General features: G+C 66.3%; 19 protein-coding genes. 8 read left to right on the top strand and 11 right to left on the bottom strand.

Features of this window, described 5'->3' with window-relative positions:
- Positions 1-109: 109 nt before the first annotated feature.
- Both CRP30_RS12480 and CRP30_RS12475 read left to right on the top strand, forming a co-directional pair.
- Positions 110-934: a DMT family transporter gene (locus tag CRP30_RS12480; protein ID WP_143278458.1), complete on the top strand. Its 825-nt coding sequence runs from the start codon at positions 110-112 to the stop codon at positions 932-934.
- A gap of 143 nt (positions 935-1,077) precedes the next feature.
- On the top strand, positions 1,078-1,419 hold the full coding sequence (locus tag CRP30_RS12475) for a cupin domain-containing protein (RefSeq protein WP_235003361.1): 342 nt from the start codon (positions 1,078-1,080) through the stop codon (positions 1,417-1,419).
- A 505-nt stretch (positions 1,420-1,924) separates the two neighbouring features.
- Here CRP30_RS12475 and CRP30_RS12470 read toward each other — a convergent pair.
- The gene (locus tag CRP30_RS12470; protein WP_097184312.1) at positions 1,925-2,713 is read right to left on the bottom strand and encodes a 3'(2'),5'-bisphosphate nucleotidase CysQ; all 789 of its coding nucleotides are present in this window, start codon (positions 2,711-2,713) and stop codon (positions 1,925-1,927) included.
- A 6-nt stretch (positions 2,714-2,719) separates the two neighbouring features.
- On the bottom strand, positions 2,720-4,039 hold the full coding sequence (locus tag CRP30_RS12465; protein ID WP_097184311.1) for a UDP-glucose dehydrogenase family protein: 1,320 nt from the start codon (positions 4,037-4,039) through the stop codon (positions 2,720-2,722).
- A gap of 276 nt (positions 4,040-4,315) precedes the next feature.
- Between CRP30_RS12465 and CRP30_RS22520 the strand changes: the two genes are divergently transcribed.
- Positions 4,316-4,489, top strand: a complete 174-nt coding sequence (locus CRP30_RS22520) for a hypothetical protein (protein ID WP_159961718.1) — start codon at positions 4,316-4,318, stop codon at positions 4,487-4,489.
- 87 nt (positions 4,490-4,576) lie between these two features.
- Positions 4,577-5,707 carry an LCP family protein gene (locus CRP30_RS12460; protein WP_235003360.1) on the top strand — a complete coding sequence of 377 codons (1,131 nt, stop codon included), beginning with the start codon at positions 4,577-4,579 and terminating at the stop codon, positions 5,705-5,707.
- A gap of 33 nt (positions 5,708-5,740) precedes the next feature.
- On the opposite strand, the gene CRP30_RS12455 is transcribed toward CRP30_RS12460, so the two are convergent.
- From CRP30_RS12455 to CRP30_RS23025, 3 genes are all read right to left on the bottom strand, one after another.
- Positions 5,741-7,246: a sugar transferase gene (locus CRP30_RS12455; RefSeq protein ID WP_097184310.1), complete on the bottom strand. Its 1,506-nt coding sequence runs from the start codon at positions 7,244-7,246 to the stop codon at positions 5,741-5,743.
- A 202-nt stretch (positions 7,247-7,448) separates the two neighbouring features.
- On the bottom strand, positions 7,449-8,825 hold the full coding sequence (locus CRP30_RS12450; protein ID WP_097184309.1) for a tyrosine-protein kinase domain-containing protein: 1,377 nt from the start codon (positions 8,823-8,825) through the stop codon (positions 7,449-7,451).
- A gap of 590 nt (positions 8,826-9,415) precedes the next feature.
- Positions 9,416-9,679 carry a hypothetical protein gene (locus tag CRP30_RS23025; protein WP_235003359.1) on the bottom strand — a complete coding sequence of 88 codons (264 nt, stop codon included), beginning with the start codon at positions 9,677-9,679 and terminating at the stop codon, positions 9,416-9,418.
- Here CRP30_RS23025 and CRP30_RS23365 point away from each other — a divergent pair.
- From CRP30_RS23365 to CRP30_RS23355, 4 genes are all read left to right on the top strand, one after another.
- The gene (locus CRP30_RS23365; RefSeq protein WP_369406765.1) at positions 9,584-9,799 is read left to right on the top strand and encodes a hypothetical protein; all 216 of its coding nucleotides are present in this window, start codon (positions 9,584-9,586) and stop codon (positions 9,797-9,799) included. The two genes, CRP30_RS23025 and CRP30_RS23365, sit on opposite strands and share 96 nt — an antisense overlap.
- A gap of 68 nt (positions 9,800-9,867) precedes the next feature.
- On the top strand, positions 9,868-10,824 hold the full coding sequence (locus tag CRP30_RS23360) for a glycosyltransferase (protein ID WP_159961716.1): 957 nt from the start codon (positions 9,868-9,870) through the stop codon (positions 10,822-10,824).
- 20 nt (positions 10,825-10,844) lie between these two features.
- The gene (locus tag CRP30_RS12435; protein ID WP_097184306.1) at positions 10,845-12,248 is read left to right on the top strand and encodes an O-antigen ligase family protein; all 1,404 of its coding nucleotides are present in this window, start codon (positions 10,845-10,847) and stop codon (positions 12,246-12,248) included.
- Complete coding sequence (locus tag CRP30_RS23355; RefSeq protein WP_097184305.1) at positions 12,214-13,023, top strand: glycosyltransferase; 810 nt, start codon at positions 12,214-12,216, stop codon at positions 13,021-13,023. Before CRP30_RS12435 ends, CRP30_RS23355 begins: the two co-directional genes overlap by 35 nt.
- On the opposite strand, the gene CRP30_RS22280 is transcribed toward CRP30_RS23355, so the two are convergent.
- From CRP30_RS22280 to CRP30_RS23470, 6 genes are all read right to left on the bottom strand, one after another.
- Complete coding sequence (locus CRP30_RS22280; RefSeq protein WP_143278456.1) at positions 12,985-14,244, bottom strand: hypothetical protein; 1,260 nt, start codon at positions 14,242-14,244, stop codon at positions 12,985-12,987. The genes CRP30_RS23355 and CRP30_RS22280 overlap by 39 nt on opposite strands.
- Positions 14,245-14,288: 44 nt before the next feature.
- Positions 14,289-15,029: a glycosyltransferase gene (locus CRP30_RS22515; protein WP_255407361.1), complete on the bottom strand. Its 741-nt coding sequence runs from the start codon at positions 15,027-15,029 to the stop codon at positions 14,289-14,291.
- Between the two features lie 735 nt (positions 15,030-15,764).
- Positions 15,765-16,832: an NrfD/PsrC family molybdoenzyme membrane anchor subunit gene (gene nrfD / locus CRP30_RS12420; RefSeq protein WP_097184935.1), complete on the bottom strand. Its 1,068-nt coding sequence runs from the start codon at positions 16,830-16,832 to the stop codon at positions 15,765-15,767.
- 5 nt (positions 16,833-16,837) lie between these two features.
- Entirely contained in the window at positions 16,838-17,908 is a 1,071-nt protein-coding gene (locus CRP30_RS12415) for a 4Fe-4S dicluster domain-containing protein (protein WP_097184303.1), read from the bottom strand.
- Positions 17,905-20,622: a formate dehydrogenase gene (gene fdh, locus CRP30_RS12410; protein ID WP_097184302.1), complete on the bottom strand. Its 2,718-nt coding sequence runs from the start codon at positions 20,620-20,622 to the stop codon at positions 17,905-17,907. Before fdh ends, CRP30_RS12415 begins: the two co-directional genes overlap by 4 nt.
- 12 nt (positions 20,623-20,634) lie before the next feature.
- Positions 20,635-21,207, bottom strand: coding sequence for a molybdopterin-binding domain-containing protein (locus CRP30_RS23470; protein WP_097184301.1), 573 nt, complete (start codon positions 21,205-21,207; stop codon positions 20,635-20,637).
- Positions 21,208-21,623: the final 416 nt, after the last annotated feature.

Raw genomic sequence — 21,623 nt, 5'->3', positions numbered from 1 at the left:
GGCCGGTCGCCGGCGCACGCCTGGCATGTCGAGCAGGCCGTGGTAGTACCAGCACCAGTAGCGCCAGCGACTTCCCGCTGCCGGGCCTGTCGCGCACGGTGTCGGGGTGATGGCCGGCCTGCTCATGGCGCTGTCTGCCGGGATTCTCTGGGGAAGCGCCGACTTCGCCGGGGGGCGGTTGAGTCGGCGCCTGCCATTGCTGATCGTGGTCACCTGCAGTCAGGGCGCGGGACTGGTGGCGTTGACGATCGTGCTGCTCGTGCGCGGGCACCCAGCTGTCGGGGCGGTCGGTTGGGGCGTCGTGGCCGGGCTGCTCTCGCTGGGCAGCGTCACGTGCTTCTACCGAGCGTTGGCTGTGGGAACGATGAGCGTTGTCGCGCCCCTGGTGGCTACGTCTGCCGCGGTGCCCGTGTTGGCGGGCGTCGTCGAAGGTGAGCGGCCGGGAACCGTGGCCGCGGCCGGCATTGCGGTGGCTCTGACCGGGATCGTGCTCGTCAGTAGGCAGATGGCGCACGAGCCGCCGGAGAATCACCGCCTCAGCGTCGTCCTGGCTGTGGTCGCGGCGGTCTTCGCTGGTGCGCAGCTGGTGGCGCTGCAGCGGGCCGGTGCGGTCGACGCGTTGACCGGGGTGGCGGCCAGTCGCGCCATGAGCGTCGCGGTGCTCGTGATCGTGCTGATGCTCAGCCGAGCTTCCGCGCCGGCGCGGGACCTTCCGGCCGCCGCGATGGTCGGCTTGCTGGACACCGGTGCCAACCTGGCCTACACCTTCGCCAGCGCCCGCTCGCTGCTGTCATTGGCCGGTGTGCTCGCCAGCGTCTACCCGGCCGTCACCGTCGCGTTCGCTCGCTTCGTGCTGCACGAGCGCCTTCGCCCATCCCAATGGGCCGGCGCCTCACTGGCTTTCGCGGGCGTGCTGCTGATCGTGAGTGGATGACGTCGGATTCCTGCGGCAGTCCCGAGCTGGACCGAGTGGACGGTCTGCGCCTTGCCGGCTCGGCGAATGACGGCTGACACTTCGCGGCCCACGGAGTGGACGGCTGAGGCGACAGGCGCGCTGTCTCATGACATGTTCCGCCCGTGAGCACCCCCAGCAGCGAGCGGCCCCTGGTCACGACCGTCGACGCGCTCTTGGCCGAGCAGGGGGTCCGGGCGTACCGGGAGTTCCTGCGTGTGCCGGTGATGTCGTTGGGGCTGTTCGCACCCGCCCCCGGGCACGTGGACACACAGCAGCCGCACGAGCAGGACGAGGTGTATCTCGTGGTGGCCGGCCGGGCAGTGCTCGAGATCGGGGGAACCCGGACGCCGGTGGCCGCCGGCTCCATCGCCTACCTGCCGGCCGGTGAACCGCACCGCTTCATGGAGATCAGTGAGGACCTCCGTGTCGTGGCGGTGTTCTCCCCGCCGGGCCCCACCCCGTAGCCCCTCGGGCGCGAAGCCTCGCCGGAGCCGTCCCCCGGCGACACTGCGGCCCCACGGGGGATGACCGCGGTGTCAGCGCCCTACACCGACGCAGCCGACTACGGCCGTGGAGCCCGCCGGCCGCAGCGTGGACGAGTGCGCCCGCCAGGTGCTCCAGGCGCTCGCGGGCCGCTGACCCGGCTTCCGACGCGACGAGCGGGTGGGCTGCACGTACGACGCGCGACCTCCTTGCGGGCAACGCACCTGCGGAGGATCGTCCATGACGCACAGGAATCGAGGATCAAGGACGATCCGATGGCGTGGTGGGGTTGGCTGCTCGCGGCATGGACGGTGATCGCCTGCGCCGTCGCCCTGTGGCTCGCCCTCGCGATCCGGCTGGCCGAAGATCGTGAATGGCTGCGCCGCGGCGGGGTGGACCGCCGGAAGCACCCTCGGGTCCAGGAGCCTGAGCCGAGCATGCGAGGACGACGAGCGGCCGGCCTCCGCCGCTAGCCCGTCCTTCCGGTCAGTGCGCGCCGCCGTGGCTGGGACGCGACGGTGCCGCCTCTCGGGGCATCTCGGCGATCGCCGCCAGCAGGCGGTCGGCCAGCTCGGGGCGGCAGATCAGCAGGTCGGGCAGCCACGGATCAGGCTGGTTGTAGCGCAGCGGTGTGCCGTCGAGCCGGCTGGTGTGCAGTCCCGCGGCGCGGGCGACGGCGACGGGCGCGGCGGAGTCCCACTCGTACTGGCCGCCGCCGTGCACGTATGCATCGGCCTGACCGCGGACGACGGCCATCGCTTTGACGCCTGCCGAGCCCATGGGCACCAGTTCGCCGCCCAGTTGGGCGGCGAGGTCCTGCACGAGCGCCGGCGGGCGGCTGCGGCTCACGGCCAACCGGACGGGCGCGTCCACGGCGGCCGGGAGGGCCGGCGCTTCGCCGGTGTGCAGCGTCAGCCCTTCGGCGGGGATGGCGACGGCGCCGGCGGCCAGCTCGCCGCGCTCCCAGAGGGCGACGTGGACGGCCCAGTCGGTGCGGTAGGGCTCGGAGAACTCCCGGGTGCCGTCTAGCGGGTCGACGATCCACACCCGGTCGGCGTCCAGGCGGGCGGCGTCGTCGGCGCCCTCCTCGGAGAGGACGGCGTCGTCGGGGCAGAGCTCTCCCAGGCGCTCGCTGAGAAACCGGTGCGACTCCGCGTCCCCGGCGCCCTTGCGGGCCGAGGCGTCGGCAAAAGTTCTGCCGCGCACCTGGACGAGCAGGGCGCCGGCGGACTCGGCGAAGTCGCGAGCCAGCTCGTGATCGTTGCGGGGCGGCACTCGTACTCAGCCGGCCCGGCGACCTAGGGCGCGGTAGCTCCACCCTGCGGCCGTCCAAGCCTCGCGGTCGAGGGCGTTGCGCCCATCGAGCACACGCTTCTGCCTGACGATGCGGCCGAAGGCGACCGGGTCGAGCTCCCGGTACTGCTTCCACTCGGTGAGCAGCAGCACCGCGTCGGCCCGGTCTGCAGCCAGCTCAGCGGTGTCGACAACGTCAAGCTGTGGCCAGCTTCGGCGGATGTTGTCGCCCGCCGCCGGGTCGGTCACCTGCACTACCGCGCCCTGCAACTGCAGCTGAGCAGCGACGTTGAGGGCCGGGGAGTCGCGGATGTCGTCACTGTCGGGCTTGAAGGCGGCGCCCAGGACGGCGACCCGCTTCCCCAGGAGCGAGCCGTCGCAGACCTCGCGGGCCAGCTCGACCATGCGGATGCGGCGACGCATGTTGATGTTGTCGACCTCGCGCAAGAAAGTCAGCGCCTGGTCGGCACCGAGCTCGCCGGCACGAGCCATGAAGGCGCGGATGTCCTTGGGCAGGCACCCACCACCGAAGCCGAGGCCGGCGTTGAGGAACTTGCGGCCGATGCGGTCGTCGTAGCCGATGGCGTCGGCGAGCAGCTTCACGTCCGCTCCGGTGGCCTCGCACAGTTCGGCCATGGCGTTGATGAAGGAGATCTTCGTGGCGAGGAAGGAGTTCGCCGCGGTCTTGACCATCTCGGCGGTGGCGTAGTCGCTTTCGACCTTGGGGGTCCCGCGCTCGACGATCGGCGCGTAGACCTCGTCGAGCAGCGCCCGGGCGGTCTGCGCGTCGTCTCCCGCGGGCAGGCCGTACACCAGGCGGTCAGGGTGCAGCGTGTCCTGTACGGCGAAGCCCTCGCGGAGGAATTCCGGGTTCCACGCCAGCAGAGCGCCGGGCACCTTCGAGGCCACAAGCTCAGCGAGCCCAGCGGCGGTACCGACCGGGACTGTCGACTTCCCCACGACCAGCTCGCCGGGCGACAGAACTCCCAGCAGCGACTCGACGGCGCCCTGCACGTAGCGCATGTCGGCGGCGTACTCACCGCGCTTCTGCGGGGTGCCGACGCAGACGAAGTGGACGGCCGAGCCGGCGGCGTCGGCGAAGTCGGTGGAGAAGCGCAGCCGCCCCGTCGCGAGGGTACGGGCGAGCAACTCCTCGAAGCCCGGCTCGTAGAACGGCGCCTTCGCTTCGGACAGCAGCTGAATCTTGGGCTGGTCGACGTCGATACCGACGACGTTATGGCCGAGCTCCGCCATCGAGGCTGCGTGCACGGCTCCCAAGTAGCCGCAGCCGATGACCGAGATCCTCATGTGTCCTGCTCCCATCCGAGGACAGCGACGGCGCATGTCCGACCGCGCCGTTGATCGCTCCGGACGTTAGATCGTTCCTCAACCGCGAGGCCACCCAGGGCGGCGAGTGACCCCCGAAGGTGAGGTCACCCCAGCTAGAACGGGGCCGTCCGAGGTGGGACGCCTGCGCACTCATGTGACAGTGCAAAAGCGCCGACACAACCGAGGGCCTTGATTCGGCACGTTCTGCCTGCGGCGGACAGGAAGAGCGGTCCGCCTTCCCCTTAAGAAGGTCTCATGAGCTGGTTGCTGGTTGTCGCGATCGTCTGGGTCTCGGTCGCCGTGCCCCTGGCGCTGCTGATCGGATCGTCGATCCGTCGTGCGGACGAGCCCGCGCCCTCATCCCCCCACCCGACGATCCCAGACTTCGTCCCCGCTCACTGGGTGGCGTCGGCAGCCGAGCCTCGCTGACGCCTCGCTCGCCCGAGTGAGGTGACGGCCGCTGTCGCGTGACCGCCCGTACGCTCGATTTCGCAGTCGAACGGACGGGGGGGTCCCATGAGCGCCGACGAACCGATCGGTTCGGGCCGGAGCGCACACCGCTTCGATGCTTCGCAGGAGTACGTCGAGCGGTCGGCACAGGCAGATGCCCTCGACTGGGACGACGACGAGCAGGACGAGCCGCGCCGGCCGATGCGTCGCGTGCTGGTCAGCTTGGGCGTCCTCGCGCTCGTCCTCGCCCTCGTGGGCGGCGGCGGCCTCTGGTTCCTGACCGAGCGCTACGCCGGCAACATCGACCGCGTCGGTGACGTCTTCGAGGGGCTCGACGAGGAAGCGCGCCCGGCACCGGCCACCCCGGAGGCTCCGGCCGGCGAGGAGCCGGTCACCTTCCTCCTGGTCGGCTCCGATACCCGCGCGGAGCTCCAGCCCGGGGAGACGCCGGACGGCCGGTCGGACGCCATCATGCTGGCCCGCTTCACCGCCGACCGGCAGCACGCACAGCTGATATCCATCCCCCGCGACTCCTGGGTGGACATCCCGGGCCACGGCCGGAACAAGATCAATGCCAGCTACGCCTTCGGTGGCCCGACGCTGCTCATCCAGACGGTCGAGCAGCTGACCAAGGTGCGCGTCGATCACTACGTGACTATCGACTTCGACGGCCTCATCCAGGTGACCGACGACCTCGGCGGGGTCGATGTTGTGGTGGCGGAGACGACCAGCAACGGGCCGTACACGTTCCCGGCCGGCACCAACCACCTCAACGGCGACCAGGCCCGTTGGTACCTCGGCCAGCGCTACGACCTGCCCGGCGGCGACTTCGACCGCGTGAAGCGCCAGCAGCAGTATCTGCAGTCGATGTTCGGCAAGCTGTTCAGCTCGGGGACCTTTACCGACCCTGGCCGGCTCGACTCGGCCCTGCTCGCCGTCACGAGTGCCGTTACGGTGGACGACACGCTCGGCAATGGCGACCTGCTGGCGCTGGCTTACTCGCTCCGCAACGTCACACCGGACAGCATCAACTTCTTCACCGCGCCCGTCCTGGGGACAGGCATGGAGGGCCCCGCCTCCGTGGTCTACCTGGACGCCGTCGCCGGCGAGCGGATGTGGACGTACCTGCGGAGCGACTCTCTTGCCCCGAACGCTGCCGAGTTCGCCGACGACGCGCTGCCCGACGTCCCGCGCTGATCTCGGCCGAGCCGCCCCGGCCAAGCCAACGGCTCAGTAGGCTCCGGAGCCGCGGATCACCGCGCCGACGGTCTTCCAAAGAATCATGAAGTCGAAGGTGAGCGACCAGTTCTCGACGTACCGGACGTCGATGCGCACCGAGTCGTCCCAGGAGAGGTCCGACCGACCACTGACCTGCCACAGGCCAGTGAGGCCCGGCTTCACCAGGAATCGGCGGTGCATGTCGAAGCCGTACTTCTCGACCTCGGTCGGCAGCGGCGGGCGCGGGCCGACGAGGGACATGTCGCCGCGGATCACATTGAGGAGCTGAGGCAGCTCGTCGAGGGAGTACCGGCGCAGGAGCTTGCCGACCCGGGTAATGCGTGGGTCGTCCCTCTTCTTGAACAGGACGCCGTTACCGTCGCTGTCGTCGGAGAGCTCCTCGACCATGCGATCGGCGCCGGGCACCATGCTGCGGAACTTCAGCATGGGAAAGGTCCGCCCATCGCGGCCGACGCGCTCCTGCCGGAAGAAGACTGGGCCGGCGCTGGTGACCTTGACGGCCAGGGCGATGCCGAGCAGGACGGGAAGCAGGAACAACACGCCCAGGCCTGCCGCGGTTTTGTCGAACAGCTCCTTGGTGAGCCGGCGGTGACCGGTCAACTCCGGACGCTCCATGTGCATAAGCGGCAGCCCGCACACCGGGCGGATGCGCACCCGCGTGCCGACGATCTCCGTGATGGCCGGGGCCAACAGCAACTCCGCCCGGGTCTTCTCGAGGTCCCAGCCGAGCCGGCGGAGCGCTGGCCCGTCGAGTTCGGGGCAGGGCAGGACTGCAACCGTGTCGACCTCGTAGCGCTTGACGACGTCGGCGACCTCGTCGATCCCACCGAGCACGGGCAGGCCATTGAAGGCGTCGGCCGCCGGGTCAAACTGACGGGTCGGCAGGCAGCAACCGATGACGCGGTAGCCGTGGAAGGCCTCCCGGTCGAGCTGCTCGTCGAGGGCAGCCACGGCGTTGCGATGCCCGACTAGGAGCGTGGTCTGCAGGTGCTGTCCACGGCCGCGCGCCTGGTGCAGCCTCTGCCGATGGGCGTAGCGCTGCGCCAAAGTCAGCAGAAGGGCCAGAGGAACAGCGAGGATGACGAACCCGCGGGCGACGTCGAGACGGAACGCCCAGGAGACGGTGCCCAGCGTGGCGAGCAGCATCATGGCCGCGAAGAAGACCCGCCGGAACTCCTCCGCCCCGACCCAGAGGAAGCGCTCCTCGTAGCTCCGGGCGATCAGCATGGAGCCGACCCAAATCACCGGGAGCGCGGCAGCGGCCCAAGTGGACGCGTGCGTGGCCGTCGTCTCAGCACCGAACCGAACGAGGTAGCCGGCCAGTCCGGCGAGCGCTGCGGAGACGACGTCACCGATCAGGATGCGCAGGACGTAAGTATGCCGCCAAGCGCGTCGGGCCTCGGTGCCTTCACCGCGGAAGCGGGCGGCGTAGGAGTACCAGCCGCGCGTCACCGACCGCTGGTCGTGCTTGGGTAGGCCGCCGCGAACGTCGAGCATCGAAACAGGGCACCCCCGTGCACCTACTGGGCGCGAGCGCCCCTGATCCCCCCGGACAACTGGGAACTTCATCGTTCAACCGGCAAGGGGACCGTACAGGCTCGTTAGCGGTCGCGGGAGGGGCCGAAGACATCTGTGACACGTCGCACCACCCGGGGCGCCTGCGAAACACTTAGGCCCACCGGAAGTCTGCGGCCGACGCTTAGGGGCTCTTGTGCTTTCCGTCGGGCGTGACCGCCTCGTAGGTGTACCCGTAGCCGTAAGCAGAAGCCACTTCGGCTTTCGGCGGCACGATGTTGAGGATCACGCCCAGAGTCTTTGCGCCGACCCGTTCCAACGTAGATGCTGCCTGGCGAAGCTGATCTTGCCTGGTGCTCCCGTAGCGGACAGATAGCAGTACGCCGTCCATGATCACCGCGAGCCCCGAAGAATCCGCGACGGGCAAGAGTGGCGGGGCATCAACGAGGACGAAGTCGCTGTCCGACCGCAGACGCTCCACCAGCCCAGTCATGTGACTGGACGAAAGCAGTTCCCCTGGATTCGGTGGCGTGGGTCCCGCCGCGATCACCTTCAACTCACCAGAGCCGTAGTGCTGCACCACATCCTCAACTTCCGCGGTTCCAGCCAAGATGTTCGTCAGGCCAGCCCCACCCACCATGCCCAGGTATCGGGTGACCTTCGGCTTGCGCAGGTCCGCCTCGATGATCGTGACCCGGTGACCGGCGTCAACGAGAGCTAGCCCAAGGTTTACGACAACTGTTGTTTTGCCTTCGGACGGAACGGCACTGGAGACCATTATCACGCGAGGCGGATTATCCACGCTCAAAAACTGTAGATTGGTCCGCAATTGCCTATAGTCTTCGGCAGCGCGACCGGGGCCGCTGCGAACCACTAGGTGCCGCTTCTCAAGCAGCCCGTCCCGAAGGATGGTGCCGATCACCGGAGCGCCCGCAAGGGTTGAGGCCGCGTTCGGATCGGTGACTGATCGGTCCAGACTGGTTCGCAGCACGGCGAGACCTGCACCCACCAGGAGGCCCAGCAGGAGTCCCAGGGCTGTATTCCGGCTCACCTGCGGGGAACTCGGAGAGTCCGGCACTTCGGGTTGATCTGCGACCGTGACAGTAACGGGAGGAGCCCCCCCTCCTTCGGGGGATTCAAGCTCTGCAACAAAAGCAATGAACTCACTCCCGACGGTTTCCGCCAGGCCTTGCGCTTGACGCGGCGACTCGTCTCTGACCGACACGTCGATCAACACGGTGTCGGCGACGGCCGTAGCCGTGATCCTGCCGCGCAGGTCAGATGTCGAGTCGTCGAGATCCAGGCGCTCGATGACTCGGCGGGCCATTTCATCCCCCGAAAGGAGCCTGGCGTACGAGGTGACGCGCTGCTGTGAAAGCTGGCTTCCTTGAAAAGCATCAGACGTCGACACGGATTCGCGAGGTGAAACAAACAACTGCGTCGAAGCAGTATAGAGGGGAGTCTGCAGCAGGCTAATGGCTAAAGCGCATGCCCCGCCCACCAACAGGCCCAGGAGTGGCAACCACCACGCAGCGCGGAGAGGCTTGACGATATCGCTCATTTCCACGGTATGGTGCGCTCGCTTCCCGTCGCTACGTCAACCCAGCCACCGGCTCAGTGCGGCAAGGATAGAGATCTCGACAAGCGCCTACAGGCTTGCCGCCCCGTACATCATCATGAAACCCGCGCAAGCTGCACGTCGCACAGCTCGAATCAGCCCGAGGGAGGGATGGACCGTGGGCCGGCCCTCCCCGCCAGCCGGGGCGTGCCAGCGGACGGCTGGCGCGCGCGGTCACACCCCGTCGCCGTGGCCTCGAGCCGCTCGAATGGCGTCATTGCCACCCTGAGGGGCATGCGCTGCCGAACACAGGCGGAAGCTTCGGCGGCGCCTCGACCGACCGTCTGCCAGGACCACTTCCGAGGGACGGGGGGCAACTGGCCGAGTGCTGGAACCAGGCACGAGTGTTTACTACCGGCGTGCATGTCCTGCGAAGCGACCTCATGGCCACGGTGCCCAAGTACTCGCTCGGGCGAATGATCATGAACGTGCTGCTTGTGCCACGTGTCCAGACCCTACTGTTGTATCGGGCGGCACAGTTGCTCCTCAGACTGAAGCTGAAACCGCTCGCTCTTTGGGCCACTGGCCGCGCGCTACGCATCTCTGGCGCCGAGTTGGGGGTCCGATCCCGGATCGGGCCGGGCCTGTGCATCGTTCACAGTTCCGGCATAGTTGTCGGCGACGGAGTACGCGCAGGCAAGAACCTGCGTCTGTACCAGGGGGTCACTCTCGGCGATAACGGCCGGCGCGGGGAGGAAGGCCTGCAACCGACCCTCGGCGACGACGTAACCGTCTTCGCGAACGCCAGCATTCTCGGGCCGGTTAGCATCGGCGATGGTGCTGTCGTAGCTGCCCACTCACTCGTCGTTCGGGACGTCCCGCCGCGCCACTTGGCCGTAGGCGCGCCCGCAACACTTAAGCCCCTCGGCGCGGTTCATCGGTACACGCACGGCGAACGCACCCTACCTACTGTCTAGGCGCCTGTCGCTCGATAGCTACTAGGACTTGATGCATTCAAAGTGCAGAGCTTCTTGGAGGACATGAAGTGTCAGACGCGAGGACGGCAGTCTGCTTCACCGTCAGGAACGCATTACACGAGACGAGTGCCTTACTGGACGACCTCCGCGGACAAGACTGGCAAGACTTTCTCATCAGTGCCGTAGACGCTCACTCCACCGACGGTACCTACGAACTACTTAGGGACAGAGCGCACGAGTTCGATGGTCGTATGACTGTGAATCAAGTCGCGGGAAACATCTCGGTGGGGAGGAACGCGGCCATAGAACTGTCAAATGCCGAACTCATCGTCACAACCGACGCAGGCGTCCGACTGCCTCCCAACTGGGTGCACGCGATGGCTGCCCCGCTCCTGGAGGGCGAGGCTCGTTCCTGTCGCGCCCGATACCGTCCGCAGTTGCACGCTGACGGCTGGCATGCTGCCATAAGTTCGGTCATCACTCCCTCGGCTGGAGAGTTCGCTGCGGACAAAGTCCTTCCGAGCGCCCGCGGCTCGGCCTTCCGACGCGATGATTTTCTCTCAGTTGGCAAGTTTCCGACCGATCTCGATCACACCGAGGATGTCGTCTTCTTCAAGCGGCTCCGGGACCTAAATGGTCCGCCCCACCGAGTAGATGATCCCGCCATCACATGGGATGCCCGCCCAAGCCTTCGCCACTACTCCAAGCAGTACCAGAACTACGCCCGCGGTGACGCGATGGCTGGCCTATATGCCGTGAGGAACTTGGGTCGTCCTACGTTCTACCTCGCCACTGCCGCAGTCTGCACACACGGCGGGCTTGGTCGCTGTCTGTCCATAATGGCCTGGGGAGCATTGCTTCGTCGACCCCTGCGACGCCTAGCAGAGCACCCGAGCACCGCCAGTTGGAGCTTCGCTCGGAAGCTCGGGTCAGCCATAGTGGTACAGGTCGTAGGCGACTACAGCAAGATGGTCGGGTATGCCAAGGGGCAGGCGCATAATGTGCGCCGGACACCCCAACGCTGAGGTCGGGAATTCGTCCCAACATGACAGAGCACGAGACTGTGAAGCCCACTGGGAGAACGCTCGCCGTCGCGACGGACGCCCGACAAGCCCGCCCAGTCCGTCCCGTCCATCCCCTTCCGCCCAGCCCAGACTGGCGCTACGGCAGCGTGGACACTCCCCCACTCTCCACGCGACTGGCCCTGTGCATCGCGGGCACTGCGTTCTTGTTTGCCGCCACGGGCCGCGGCGTTCTTGAGAGCTTTGGCCCGAAACTTGTTGCTTACGCTGTGCAGTTTGCGCTCCTTGGTGCCGCGCTAGTCGTTCTCTTCGCCGTGGGCAGACCCGAGCGTCGGCAACCACGTCGGGGGACCAGCGCCGTAGCTTATGCGGCAATTATTGTCTTCGTGACATCATCGATCGTGACCGCTATGGGGCCGACAGGGTCCAGTGGACTCGTCTACGTCATCGTCATGACGTTCTACCTCGGCCTCTTCTGGGCCTTCTCCAGTTTTCGATTTGCACACATAGGCTATTGGATCAACTCCTCCACTCTGGCCGCCATCACGATCACGATAGTTATCGTCGCCCTCTTCCAGCAGTACACGAGCCTGTTCGGCTACCTGCCGGGGAATGACACCTTCAGCGTTGCCGGTTACATTCGTCCCGCATCGATAACCGGGAGTTACCTCCACTACCCCCTAGCGCTAGCGGTTCTTCTGTTTCCGCTATTCCAGTACAGCGCTCGTCGGAGCACCATATCCTTCCTAGTCGGCGCAATCGGCACGGTGGCGCTCGTACTGTCGCTGAGCCGATCCGGGCTCCTAATTCTAATTGGAGGATGTCTCGTCTGGCTACTTGTTCGACGCGCATGGGTCCCCTTTGCGACGCTGAGCCTCTTCTTCGCCGTCCTAGCGCTACTTCCTGTCACCTGGTCGCAGAATGCCTATTTGGAACGAGTGCTCGATGCCGGCAGTTTGTCGGCGTCAGGGAACACCGGCCGAGTAGCTCTGTGGCAGCAAGGCTGGGAGATGTGGCTGGACTCACCACTCCTCGTTGGCGGATATGTCGGGGTTGTGACCAATGCGGCTAGCAATCTCGGTGGCGGGTCCGGAATCATCGTCGAGTCCGGGCTTCTTCAACAGATGCTGAATTTCGGCCTCCTTGGTGCTGGTCTATTCTATTTGGTACTTCTCTCGGGAACGAGGCGCATTGATCGTTCGCACGCCTGGCTCATCTCGGGCCTCATAGCTGCAGCGGTGGAAAGTGTCTTCTACCAATCCATAGAGGTACTTCCCTATATGGCCCTCCTGTCGGTCTACCCCGCCGTCTCGGACTCGATCAGAACAGGCCGGTCGGGACCGGCAGCCGACGCCGCTGTCGGCAGCGAAGCGTTTAACCAGGAGGAGAACAATGCAAGACTGGGACGTAATCGTCGTACTGCATAACAGCGAGTTGGAACTTGGCACTATCTGGCCAGAGATACCCGCGGAAGTTCGTGAAAGGGTGTGCGCCGTTGACAACGCCAGCACAGACAATAGTTATCCGTTGGCGAGGAAGTTATTCGGTCGCGTCATTCGCACCGACAATGGAGGTCTCTCTCGAGGAAACAACCTGGGGCTGAGGAACACATCCGCCCGCTTTGTGCTCTTCTTGAATCCAGATGTTCGGCTCACCCGCGACGGCCTTCGCACTCTGGAGAGCACTCTCCGGCAGCATCGATCTCTTGTTGCGCCTCGACTTGTTGGGCCGGATGGGGAGCCCCAGGCGAATGGGCGCGGATTGCCGTTCTTAGCCAAGCAGGTGCGGAACCGCCTATCGCATCGGTCAAATGAGGCATATAATTGGCCCCCGCTCGGGCCCGCGGGAGAGGTTCCCTGGGTTCTCGGTGCCGCCATCGCATGCGAACGTGAAACTATTACCGGATTGGGCGGCTGGCCGAAGGAGTTCTTTCTCTACTACGAAGACGCGGAACTTTGTATGCGGGCTTGGAAGCATGGCGTGCCCGTTCTGCTGAACGAAGAAGTTCGCTGGATTCATGCCTGGGCAAGACAATCTCATAGTTGGAGATCTGTCGCTTTCCGCCTGCATCTAAGGTCCGCCGTGCGGTTCTTCCTTCGCCACCCCGGATTGCTCGTTGGACGGCGTCCGAGCGGTTTGAGTACCGCTCCGGTTTCTGCGTCATCACGTGGCGAGAAGCAAGCACGCAACCGCCATAGGTAGGGGCAAGAGAGCCATGACTGCGAGGGAGCGATCGCGCGCCCTCCACGTGAGTGCCGCAAGGCCTGCAAGGGAGATTACGGTCCAGGCAGCGAAGAAGCCACTAGGCGTTGGGTTTAGGTAAACCCACAAGACAGCGAACCCGCCGACGATTGTCTCCAGAGCAGCTTTCGCGATCAAGCGTCCACCCCTTCTACGGGCATTCGCTTCCCGAGATGCAATAGGTGTTACGACGATCGCATAGAGCCATAAGATGGCGATCGGGAACAAGGCAACGCCCGACTCTCCTCCCACTAGTATGACGCCAATGGTTACGGCCAAGAGTCCAACGAGAAGCCAAAGTGTCCGACTCACCCTATGTGCCGGCACGTTCGCTGCGCTCACCCAGTTGTAGCGAACCGCAAGGATGGCGTTAACGCCTGTGGTAACGATGGACGTCCCTGCACGCGATATCAGGAATAGCGCCGTAGTTGTGCCGGGGTCGAGCTGGCTCGTGGATGCAAGGAGGACAACGCTCGCTAGACCGATGTTCCCTGCCGACCATGCCAACGCTGAGACATGCAGGGACTTACTCTTAAGCGACTCGTTGAATTGTGGAATTGCCGCGACATGGGGAAGCCGAGTCGCGAGCACCCAGTAAATCGCCGCTGCAACGCACGCCCCCAATGCCCAGCACACTGCTGGGAGAACGAGTGAGGCATTGCCGTCGCCCCCAGAAAGAACCCTGGTCGTAAGGACGCCCAACAGCAGGGCAGCGTTAGGTATCACAGTAACAAGGCTGAGCAGGAATGGCCGCCCGTGGCACGCCAAGCGAACACCGTGAACGCCGGCGAGGGCGAGGGCTGCTCCCCCAGCTGCGAAGATCAAGTGAATCCCGTAGTGACTCTCCTCGGCGTTAGAACTGGAGGCTGCCGAGCTCACTGCAAAGACAACTATCAACCCGAGGATCATCGAAACAGAGAACGTAGCTGCGCTAGCCGCGCCCCACGCTCGGAACGAGGGTCGGCCGATGACCGCCAGGTACAAGACACTCAGCACGATAGTCGTGAGAGCGGTGTTGCCGATCTGCATGCCGATGGAGTACGCGTCCGATGTATCCAGACCGAGGCTGACCGTCGCGGCGATGGCGAGCACTGAGAATGCCTGAGATGCGAGGCTCCCCAACACTGTCGGTCCGTAGCGGCGCAGTCTGTCCACGGATCGTTCGCGCAGAATGGAAATCATGATGGGGACACGGTAGCGGTTGTGAGGATCGGAAGGTCGCGCCGCTAGTTGCCGACGATTATTCCGTTAGCCATCCAGCGGTCGGCCACAAGCCGGCCGTCGATCCCGGACAGGGAACTGAGAACGGCGTGGGGATCGACTGGGGTTTCGCATCGAGCCCGTAAGGTCTCTGCGAGTTTCGATGGCGGCGAGGACGCGTCGACAATGGCATGACCATGGTCGGCCAGCCATGGCGCTAGTCCTGTCTCGCCGGTGGCAATGATGGTGCATCCATGAGCAAGCCCTTCCGTGAGGGAGAGCCCGACTTGCTCCTTCCAATAGCGGTGCGGCTGCGACAGCAGTAGAACAATCTTCGCTCGCCGCAGAAGCTCATGCACGCGCGCTCGCGGAGGATCTATCTCCACAATGACATCGCCAATTTCGGCGGCCAAGTTCACAACGCGCTCTTCCAAACCACCCTTGCCTACAACGCGCAACTTGTACCCGTATGCGCCCCGCACCTGCTCCGAACTTCGCCATAATTCGAACATCAGATCGATGCCTTTATGCGGCTCCAGGGTGGACAAGAACAACACTTCCGGCTGCTTTTCTAGGGCCCCAAGGCAATCGCATCTTGTTGGGATGGGCCATATAGTGGTCCTCTCGACTCGACTTGGTAGGCCGAGAAGCTCGTAATTCTCTTGCGCCTCTCTAGTGGCGAAAGCGATCCGTGAATACTGGCCCGCGATGATGGGGAAGAGCAACCGCGCGATGCGCGATGCTATGGCCCCAGCGTAGGGCAGCATTCTGCCAATGGCCGCTGGGATGTCGTTATTCTCCATTGCGTATGCCACGACGGTTATGGGGCGCCTGAACAACAGGCGTCGCACTCGCACGGCCAAAACATAGGGCAGAAGTGCAGTCCACCGGCGCACCCATAGTGGCTCGTTCAACTCAAGGATATCGTAGTCCTGCGCCAAGATGGCCCAGACGCTTCTAAGTATTCCCGCTCGCTTGGCTCCGACTTGGCGAGCCTGATTCTCGTCAAAGCTGTAGTTTCGCCGGCGATAAAGGAGCGTGCCCGGGTCCATGTAGGGAAGCTGCTCGATGTACGCGGTGCGGAGCTCGTCCCACACTCGGAGGCGTCGTTTCGTGCCTGCTTCCATTGCTCCTACCTGGGTCGCTTCTTCGAGCGGCTCGTGGGATTCGACTGTATCTACAACTACAAACCTAGAGCACTGTCTGTTCCCCGACTCGTCCAGGTGGCGAAGCGTCGGTTGTTGCGCCGACGTCCATGCGCTCGGCTGCTGCGAAAGCGGCTCCGCGCGTCGCGCGTGACCAAGACGCTAGCGCGGTCACGAGCGCGGCTTCGCACAGGATGCTTACACGGCAGGCGAATTGGGATGCCTGCGTGTCGGGTTTGTTGGCTACAGCATCCGCCGGTGGATGTCCTTAGTCGTTTGCGGACGTCCGCAAAGGCGTTCTTCCCGAGCATCGTCGGCATTCGCGTAGTGGGGGGCGCGACGACGATTTGAGTGGAACTACAGGACAACGTCGGGCGCTGGCACGCTCGTACCTGTTGGAAGGCTGCCGTCGCCAGCACCCTTGACCCGCTCGCGCTGGGGGATGACCGTGTACTTCGGGTCCCGCGCGCTGGCCATGCCGGCGTCGAAGACGCCGAAGCGGGTGAGCAGCGAGCCGGCCGCCAGAAGGGTCCCCGACGCAACTGCCCCGGCCCGGGTGCGTCCTGCCAGCACGGTCAGCCCGGCGCCCGCGGCGGTGCACGCCTTCGCGGCCCGCATCAGCTTGCCGGCCCGCCCCTCGTGGTATGGCTCCGAGACGATGCTCATGTCGTTCTCCACCTGGTGCACCACGGCCAGCTCGATCACCGCGCCGGTCACCGCCATCTTTCGTGCGGGCCCGGCCTGGTCGACAGGCGTGAACGCCATGCAGATGCCGCCACCCGCGGCCATGCCCGAGCCGCCGAACACGAACGGCAGCTTCGTGTGGAAGTGGTGCCACGACGGCACCGCGGTGTTGGCCAGCAGCACGCCGGTGTAGGTGGCCAGCGGCCCGCCGAACAGTGCCGAGACCACTCCCCCGAAGCGCTTCAGCCGCGGGAACCAGCCGAGCAGCTCCACCGCCGCCGTCGCGCCGGCCGCCGCGCTGAACGGCGACAGGATGTACGTCCCCACCGACAGGGGCGAGGTCACCTTGAACACGCGCAGCATGTGCAGGAAGCGCTCGGGCCGCCCCAGGTCGTGCACCAGCGCCACGACCGAGAGGATCGACCCCGCGCCGGCGGTCACCCGGGCGACCCGCGTCAGCGCCGGACGATCCGTCAGGTCCGCCATCGCGGCGAGGATCGACGACGAGCCGGCCGCTCCCCCGAGGAACAGGTACAGCGGCACGTCCGGCGTCTTCCACACCGGCGGTTTGATAATCGGCCGGCCGTAGTACGAGGTGAACTCGACCTCGTCGACCATCGCGATCTCGGCGTTGCGGCCGCGCCGCCCGCCGCCCTTGCGGCGCCGCTTCTGCGTCTTCTGCGCCGGCGGTCCGTCCGCCCGCCGCCAGCCCGCCCCGGGCGTCGTGATCCCCTGCGTCATCGCCGTCATCGCCTCCGCGAACCGAGGATCGCCGTCGCCGCGACACCGATCATCATCAGCGTCGCCTTGCCGGCCGCCTTCCACATGGCCGGCAGGTCGCGGGTGGTGACGATCGGGTCCGGCGGCAGGCCGTAGACCTCCGGCTCGTCGAGCAACAGGAAGAACGCTCCCGCTCCCCCGACGCCGTCGTTCTCGTCGCGCCCGTAGAGCCGCGCCGTCTCCACGCCCTGCTCCTGGAGCGTCGCCAGCCGGGCGTCGGCCCGCGCCTGGAGTTCGTCGAGGTCGCCGAACTGGATCGACTGGGTGGGGCACGCGGAGGCACACGCCGGCTGAAGCCCGTCGGTCAGCCGGTCGTAGCACATCGTGCACTTGAAGACCCGGCCGTCGTCCTTGCGCTGGTCGATGACCCCGTACGGGCAGGAGGGCACGCAGTAGCCGCAGCCGTTGCAGATGTCCTGCTGCACGACCACCGTGCCGAACTCGGTGCGGAACAGCGCACCGGTCGGGCAGACGTCGAGGCAACCGGCGTGGGTGCAGTGTTTGCAGACGTCGGAGCTCATCAGCCAGCGGATCTGCTTGTCCGCCCCGGTCTGACCGGTCTGCGGGTCGAACTCGCTCAGCGCCTCGGCGTTGAGCACGCTGGCCTGCGCCTTGGCGGTGGTGTCCAGGTCGCCGGTGTCCGGGGCCGGCAGGTCGGCCAGTTCGGGCCGGTTCTTCTCCCCCGGCAGGCCGATCGACGGCATCGGCAGGTCCACCGTGCGGGTCTGCTCGATGAAGGCGACGTGCCGCCACGAGTTGGCGCCGAGCATCCCGGTGTTGTCGTAGGACATGCCCGACATGCCGATGGCGTCCCGCTTGCCGTGGGCGTCGTCCATCGGGAGCGTGTTCCACTCCTTGCACGCCACCTCGCAGGCCTTGCAGCCGATGCAGACCGACGTGTCGGTGAAGAACCCGACCCGCTTCGGGTGCTCGTCCACGTAGCCGGCCTGCTCCGACACGTCGGGCACCGGCCCGTACAGCCGGTTCCCGGGGTCGTTGCCCGTGAAGGCCGCGCTCGCCGAACTGATCGTCGTCACAGCGTCGAGCCCTCTCCTGCGTCAGCGGCCACCGGATCGCGGCCGTTCACCCCGACCCGGCCGGAGTCCACGCCCGCCCGCCGGCGGTAGGACTCCACCAGCTCGAGCATCTCCGGTCCGCGCGGCCGCCGCCCGGCGACGATGTCGCAGGAGGAGACCTTCGATTCCTGGATGTGGGTGTTGGGGTCCATGACGATGCCCAGCAGGTCGTTGGCCGCGTCTCCGGTGGAGATGCCGCTGTAGGACCAGTGGTAGGGCATGCCGATCTGGTGGACGACGGTGCCGTCGCGCAGCTTGATCGGCCGCACCCGCTCGGTCACCAGCACCTTCGCCTCGATCGCTGTCCGGGAGCTGACCAGCGTCGCGTAGTCGTTGTGCGTCAGCCCGCGCAGCTGCGCCAGCTCCGGGCTCACCTCGACGAAGAACTCCGGCTGCAGCTCGGCGAGATAGGGCAGCGTGCGGCTCATCGCCCCGGCCGTGTGGTGCTCGGTGAGCCGGTAGGTGGTCACCTGGAACGGGAAGACGTCGCTGTGCGCCGGGTTCGCCCGGTTCCACGGCCCCTCGATCATCTCCAGGGTCGGGTTCGCCTGCTGCTTGTAGAGACCGTTCTCGACCACCGACTCGGCCGGCTCGTAGTGCGTCGGCAGCGGACCGTCGACGACACCGGCCGGCGCGAACAGCCACGCCTTGCCGTCGCCCTGCATGACGAACGGGTCGTTGCCGGCGAGCGCGTCCTGCGCCTTGGCACCCTCGGGCGGCACGTAGTCCGGGCGCTTGTTCTTCTCGAAGTCCGGGATGTCCAGGCCGGTCCACTCGCCGTTGGCCTCGTCCCACCACACGTACTTCTTGCGCTCGCTCCACGGCTTGCCGTCCGGGTCGGCCGAGGCGCGGTTGTAGAGCATGCGGCGGTTCAGCGGCCAGGCCCAGCCCCACTCCGAGGCGACGGCGCCCTGCTCCTTGGCCGGCTTGCGCCGCGCGGCCTGGTTGACCCCGTCGGCGTAGACGCCGGTGTAGATCCAGCACCCGCCGGTGGTCGAGCCGTCGTCCTTCATCTGCATGTAGGAGTTCAGCAGCTCGCCGTCAGCACCGAAGCCGTTGATCTCGCGGAGCACCGCATCGGCACTCGGGTCCTGCGTCTCGCCCTCGACCGGGTAGTCCCAGGTGAGCTCGAGCAGCGGACGGTCCCGCGGGTCGGTCGAGTCCTTCAGCCGCTCGCGCAGCATCCGGCCCAGGTGGAAGAAGAACCACAGGTCGCTCCGGGCGTCGTTCGGCGGCTCGACCGCCTTGTGCCGCCACTGCAGCACCCGCTGGGTCTGCGTGAAGGTGCCTTCCTTCTCCACGTGCGTCGCCGCCGGCATGAAGAAGATCTCGGTGCCGATCGTCTCGGGGGCCAGCTCTCCCGTCTCGATCTCCGGGCCTTCCTTCCAGAAGGTCGCCGACTCGATCATCTGCAGGTCGCGAACGACCAGCCAGTCGAGGTTGGCCAGCCCGAACCGGTTCATCCGGCTGTTGGGGTGCCCCACCGTCGGGTTCTCCCCGACCAGGAAGTAGCCCGACACCTTGCCCTGGATCATGTCGGCGATCGTGCGGTACGAGCTGTGGTCGCCGTTGATCTTCGGCAGGTAGTCGAAGGCAAAGTCGTTCTCCGCCGTCGCGTGCTCGCCCCACCATGCCTTGAGCAGGCTGGTCATGTACGACCGCTTGTTGCCCCAGAAGCCGGCCTTGCCGGCGGCGTCGGCCACGTACTCGTCGAGGGTCGAGTGCTGCATGGCGTGCGGCATCGGCAGGTAGCCGGGCAGCAGGTTGTACAGCGTCGGGACGTCGGTCGAGCCCTGGATGCTGGCGTGCCCGCGCAGGGCCATGATCCCGCCGCCGGGACGGCCGATGTTGCCGAGCAGCGTCTGCAGGATCGAGCAGGTGCGGATGTACTGCGCGCCGACGCTGTGCTGCGTCCAGCCCACCGAGTACACCCAGGCCGTCGTCCGGTCGCGGCCGCTATTGGACGTGACCCACTTCGCGACCTGCTCGAAGACCTCCGGCTCGACGCCGCAGACCTCGGACACCATCTCCGGCGTGTAGCGGGCGAAGTGCCGCTTGAGCACCTGGAAAACAGAGCGCGGGTGCTGCAGCGTCTCGTCGCGCTTGGGCTTCGACGGGATCGTCGGGCCGCCGCTGCCGGCCGCCTGCGCACGGTCGGACTTCTTGACGTCCGGGTGGTCGTCGCTCTGCTCCTGCTCGGCGGCCTCCGCCGGCTGCTCGGCGCCCGAGTGCTCCGCCTCCTCGGGCTCGTACTGCCAGCTGTCCTCGTCGTACATGCGGTTCTCGGCGTCGAAGCCGGAGAACAGGCCGTCCATGTCCTCCGCGTCGACGAAGTCCTCACCGACCAGCGCGGCCGCGTTCGTGTAGGCGACGACGTAGTCCTTGAAGTACAGCTCGTTGTCGAGCACGTACTTGATCAGGCCGCCGAGGAACGCGATGTCGGTGCCGATGCGCAGCGGAACGTGCAGGTCGGCGATCGCGCTGGTGCGGGTGAAGCGCGGGTCGATGTGGATGACCTTGGCGCCGCGGGCCTTCGCCTCGGTCACCCACTGGAAACCGACGGGATGGCACTCGGCCATGTTCGAACCCTCGATGACGATGCAGTCGGAGTTCGCGAGGTCTTCCAGGAAGTTGGTTGCGCCACCACGGCCGAACGAGGCACCCAGACCGGGCACCGTCGCAGAGTGCTATATGCGGGCCTGGTTCTCGATCTGCACAGCGCCCATCGCGCTGTACAGCTTCTTCATGAGGTAGTTCTCCTCGTTGTCGAGGGTCGCCCCTCCGAGGCTCGCGATGCCCATCGTGCGGTTGACCCGGTGCCGGTTGTCCGCCGGACCGTCCTCGTCCTGCCAGCCCTTGCGGCGGGCCTCCAGGACGCGGTCGGCGATCATCTCCATCGCCGTGTCGAGGTCGAGGTCCTCCCACTCCGTCCCGTACGGACGGCGGTACTTGACCGTGGTGACGCGGGTCGGGCTGGTGACCAGCTGCTTGCTGGCGCTGCCCTTGGGGCACAGCCGGCCGCGGTTGATCGGCGAGTTCGGGTCGCCCTCGATCTGGACGATCTTCTCGTCCTTCACGTAGACGTTCTGCGCGCAACCCACCGCGCAGTACGGGCACACGCTCTTGACCACCTTGTCGGCGGTCGCGGTGCGCGACACCACCGCATCGGTCGCCTTGCTGCGCGCAGCCTTGCCGCGCCCCAAGGGATCAGAGCCGGTCAGCTGCCGGTACACCGGCCAGGCGTCGAGCCACGTCTTCACAGGCGGAACTCTGCCACCCGAAACCGGGTCCGGCACGACGGAGTTGCGCGCGTGTCCACCTCGACAGGCTGACTCAGATGCGCAGGCCGTTCTCCGTACGGTGCTTCGCGCCGCAGTCGCGGCAGAGATCGTGCGTTCTGGGCGCCGCGTCGAACAACGGGTTCAGCCGCGCGGCGCCCGTACGCACGGCACGGGACTCCATCGCGACCACGTTGACACTGCCGCAGACCCCGCAGGGCCGGTGGCTGGGTCCGATTTGCGTCGCCCGTCGTTGCCGCACCTCCATGGCCCTCATGTTGGCAGCACAGAGTGACGGCGCGGTAGCCCGATCGGCGTGTCCTGAGCGCGGTGTCGCACACACCGTCGGCCCTGGCCGCACGACCGGCGGGGTACCGGAATGGGCCGTACCGTTCGCC

Source organism: Blastococcus haudaquaticus, from assembly GCF_900230285.1.
GTDB classification, from domain to species: domain Bacteria; phylum Actinomycetota; class Actinomycetes; order Mycobacteriales; family Geodermatophilaceae; genus Blastococcus_B; species Blastococcus_B haudaquaticus.
The sequence above is the reverse complement of the archived record's forward strand: the minus strand, read 5'-3'. Positions and strand labels throughout refer to the sequence as shown.

What these genes read in the sequence shown, in the direction of transcription:
- CRP30_RS12480 (WP_143278458.1), top strand. Translation starts at nt 110, where the DNA reads ATGGCCGGCCTGCTCATGGCGCTGTCTGCCGGGATTCTCTGGGGAAGC.
- CRP30_RS12465 (WP_097184311.1), bottom strand. Translation starts at nt 4,039, where the DNA reads ATGAGGATCTCGGTCATCGGCTGCGGCTACTTGGGAGCCGTGCACGCA.
- CRP30_RS22520 (WP_159961718.1), top strand. Translation starts at nt 4,316, where the DNA reads ATGAGCTGGTTGCTGGTTGTCGCGATCGTCTGGGTCTCGGTCGCCGTG.
- CRP30_RS12460 (WP_235003360.1), top strand. Translation starts at nt 4,577, where the DNA reads ATGAGCGCCGACGAACCGATCGGTTCGGGCCGGAGCGCACACCGCTTC.
- CRP30_RS12455 (WP_097184310.1), bottom strand. Translation starts at nt 7,246, where the DNA reads ATGCTCGACGTTCGCGGCGGCCTACCCAAGCACGACCAGCGGTCGGTG.
- CRP30_RS12450 (WP_097184309.1), bottom strand. Translation starts at nt 8,825, where the DNA reads ATGAGCGATATCGTCAAGCCTCTCCGCGCTGCGTGGTGGTTGCCACTC.
- CRP30_RS12435 (WP_097184306.1), top strand. Translation starts at nt 10,845, where the DNA reads ATGACAGAGCACGAGACTGTGAAGCCCACTGGGAGAACGCTCGCCGTC.
- CRP30_RS23355 (WP_097184305.1), top strand. Translation starts at nt 12,214, where the DNA reads ATGCAAGACTGGGACGTAATCGTCGTACTGCATAACAGCGAGTTGGAA.
- CRP30_RS22280 (WP_143278456.1), bottom strand. Translation starts at nt 14,244, where the DNA reads ATGATTTCCATTCTGCGCGAACGATCCGTGGACAGACTGCGCCGCTAC.
- CRP30_RS22515 (WP_255407361.1), bottom strand. Translation starts at nt 15,029, where the DNA reads ATGCTGCCCTACGCTGGGGCCATAGCATCGCGCATCGCGCGGTTGCTC.
- nrfD (WP_097184935.1), bottom strand. Translation starts at nt 16,832, where the DNA reads ATGACGCAGGGGATCACGACGCCCGGGGCGGGCTGGCGGCGGGCGGAC.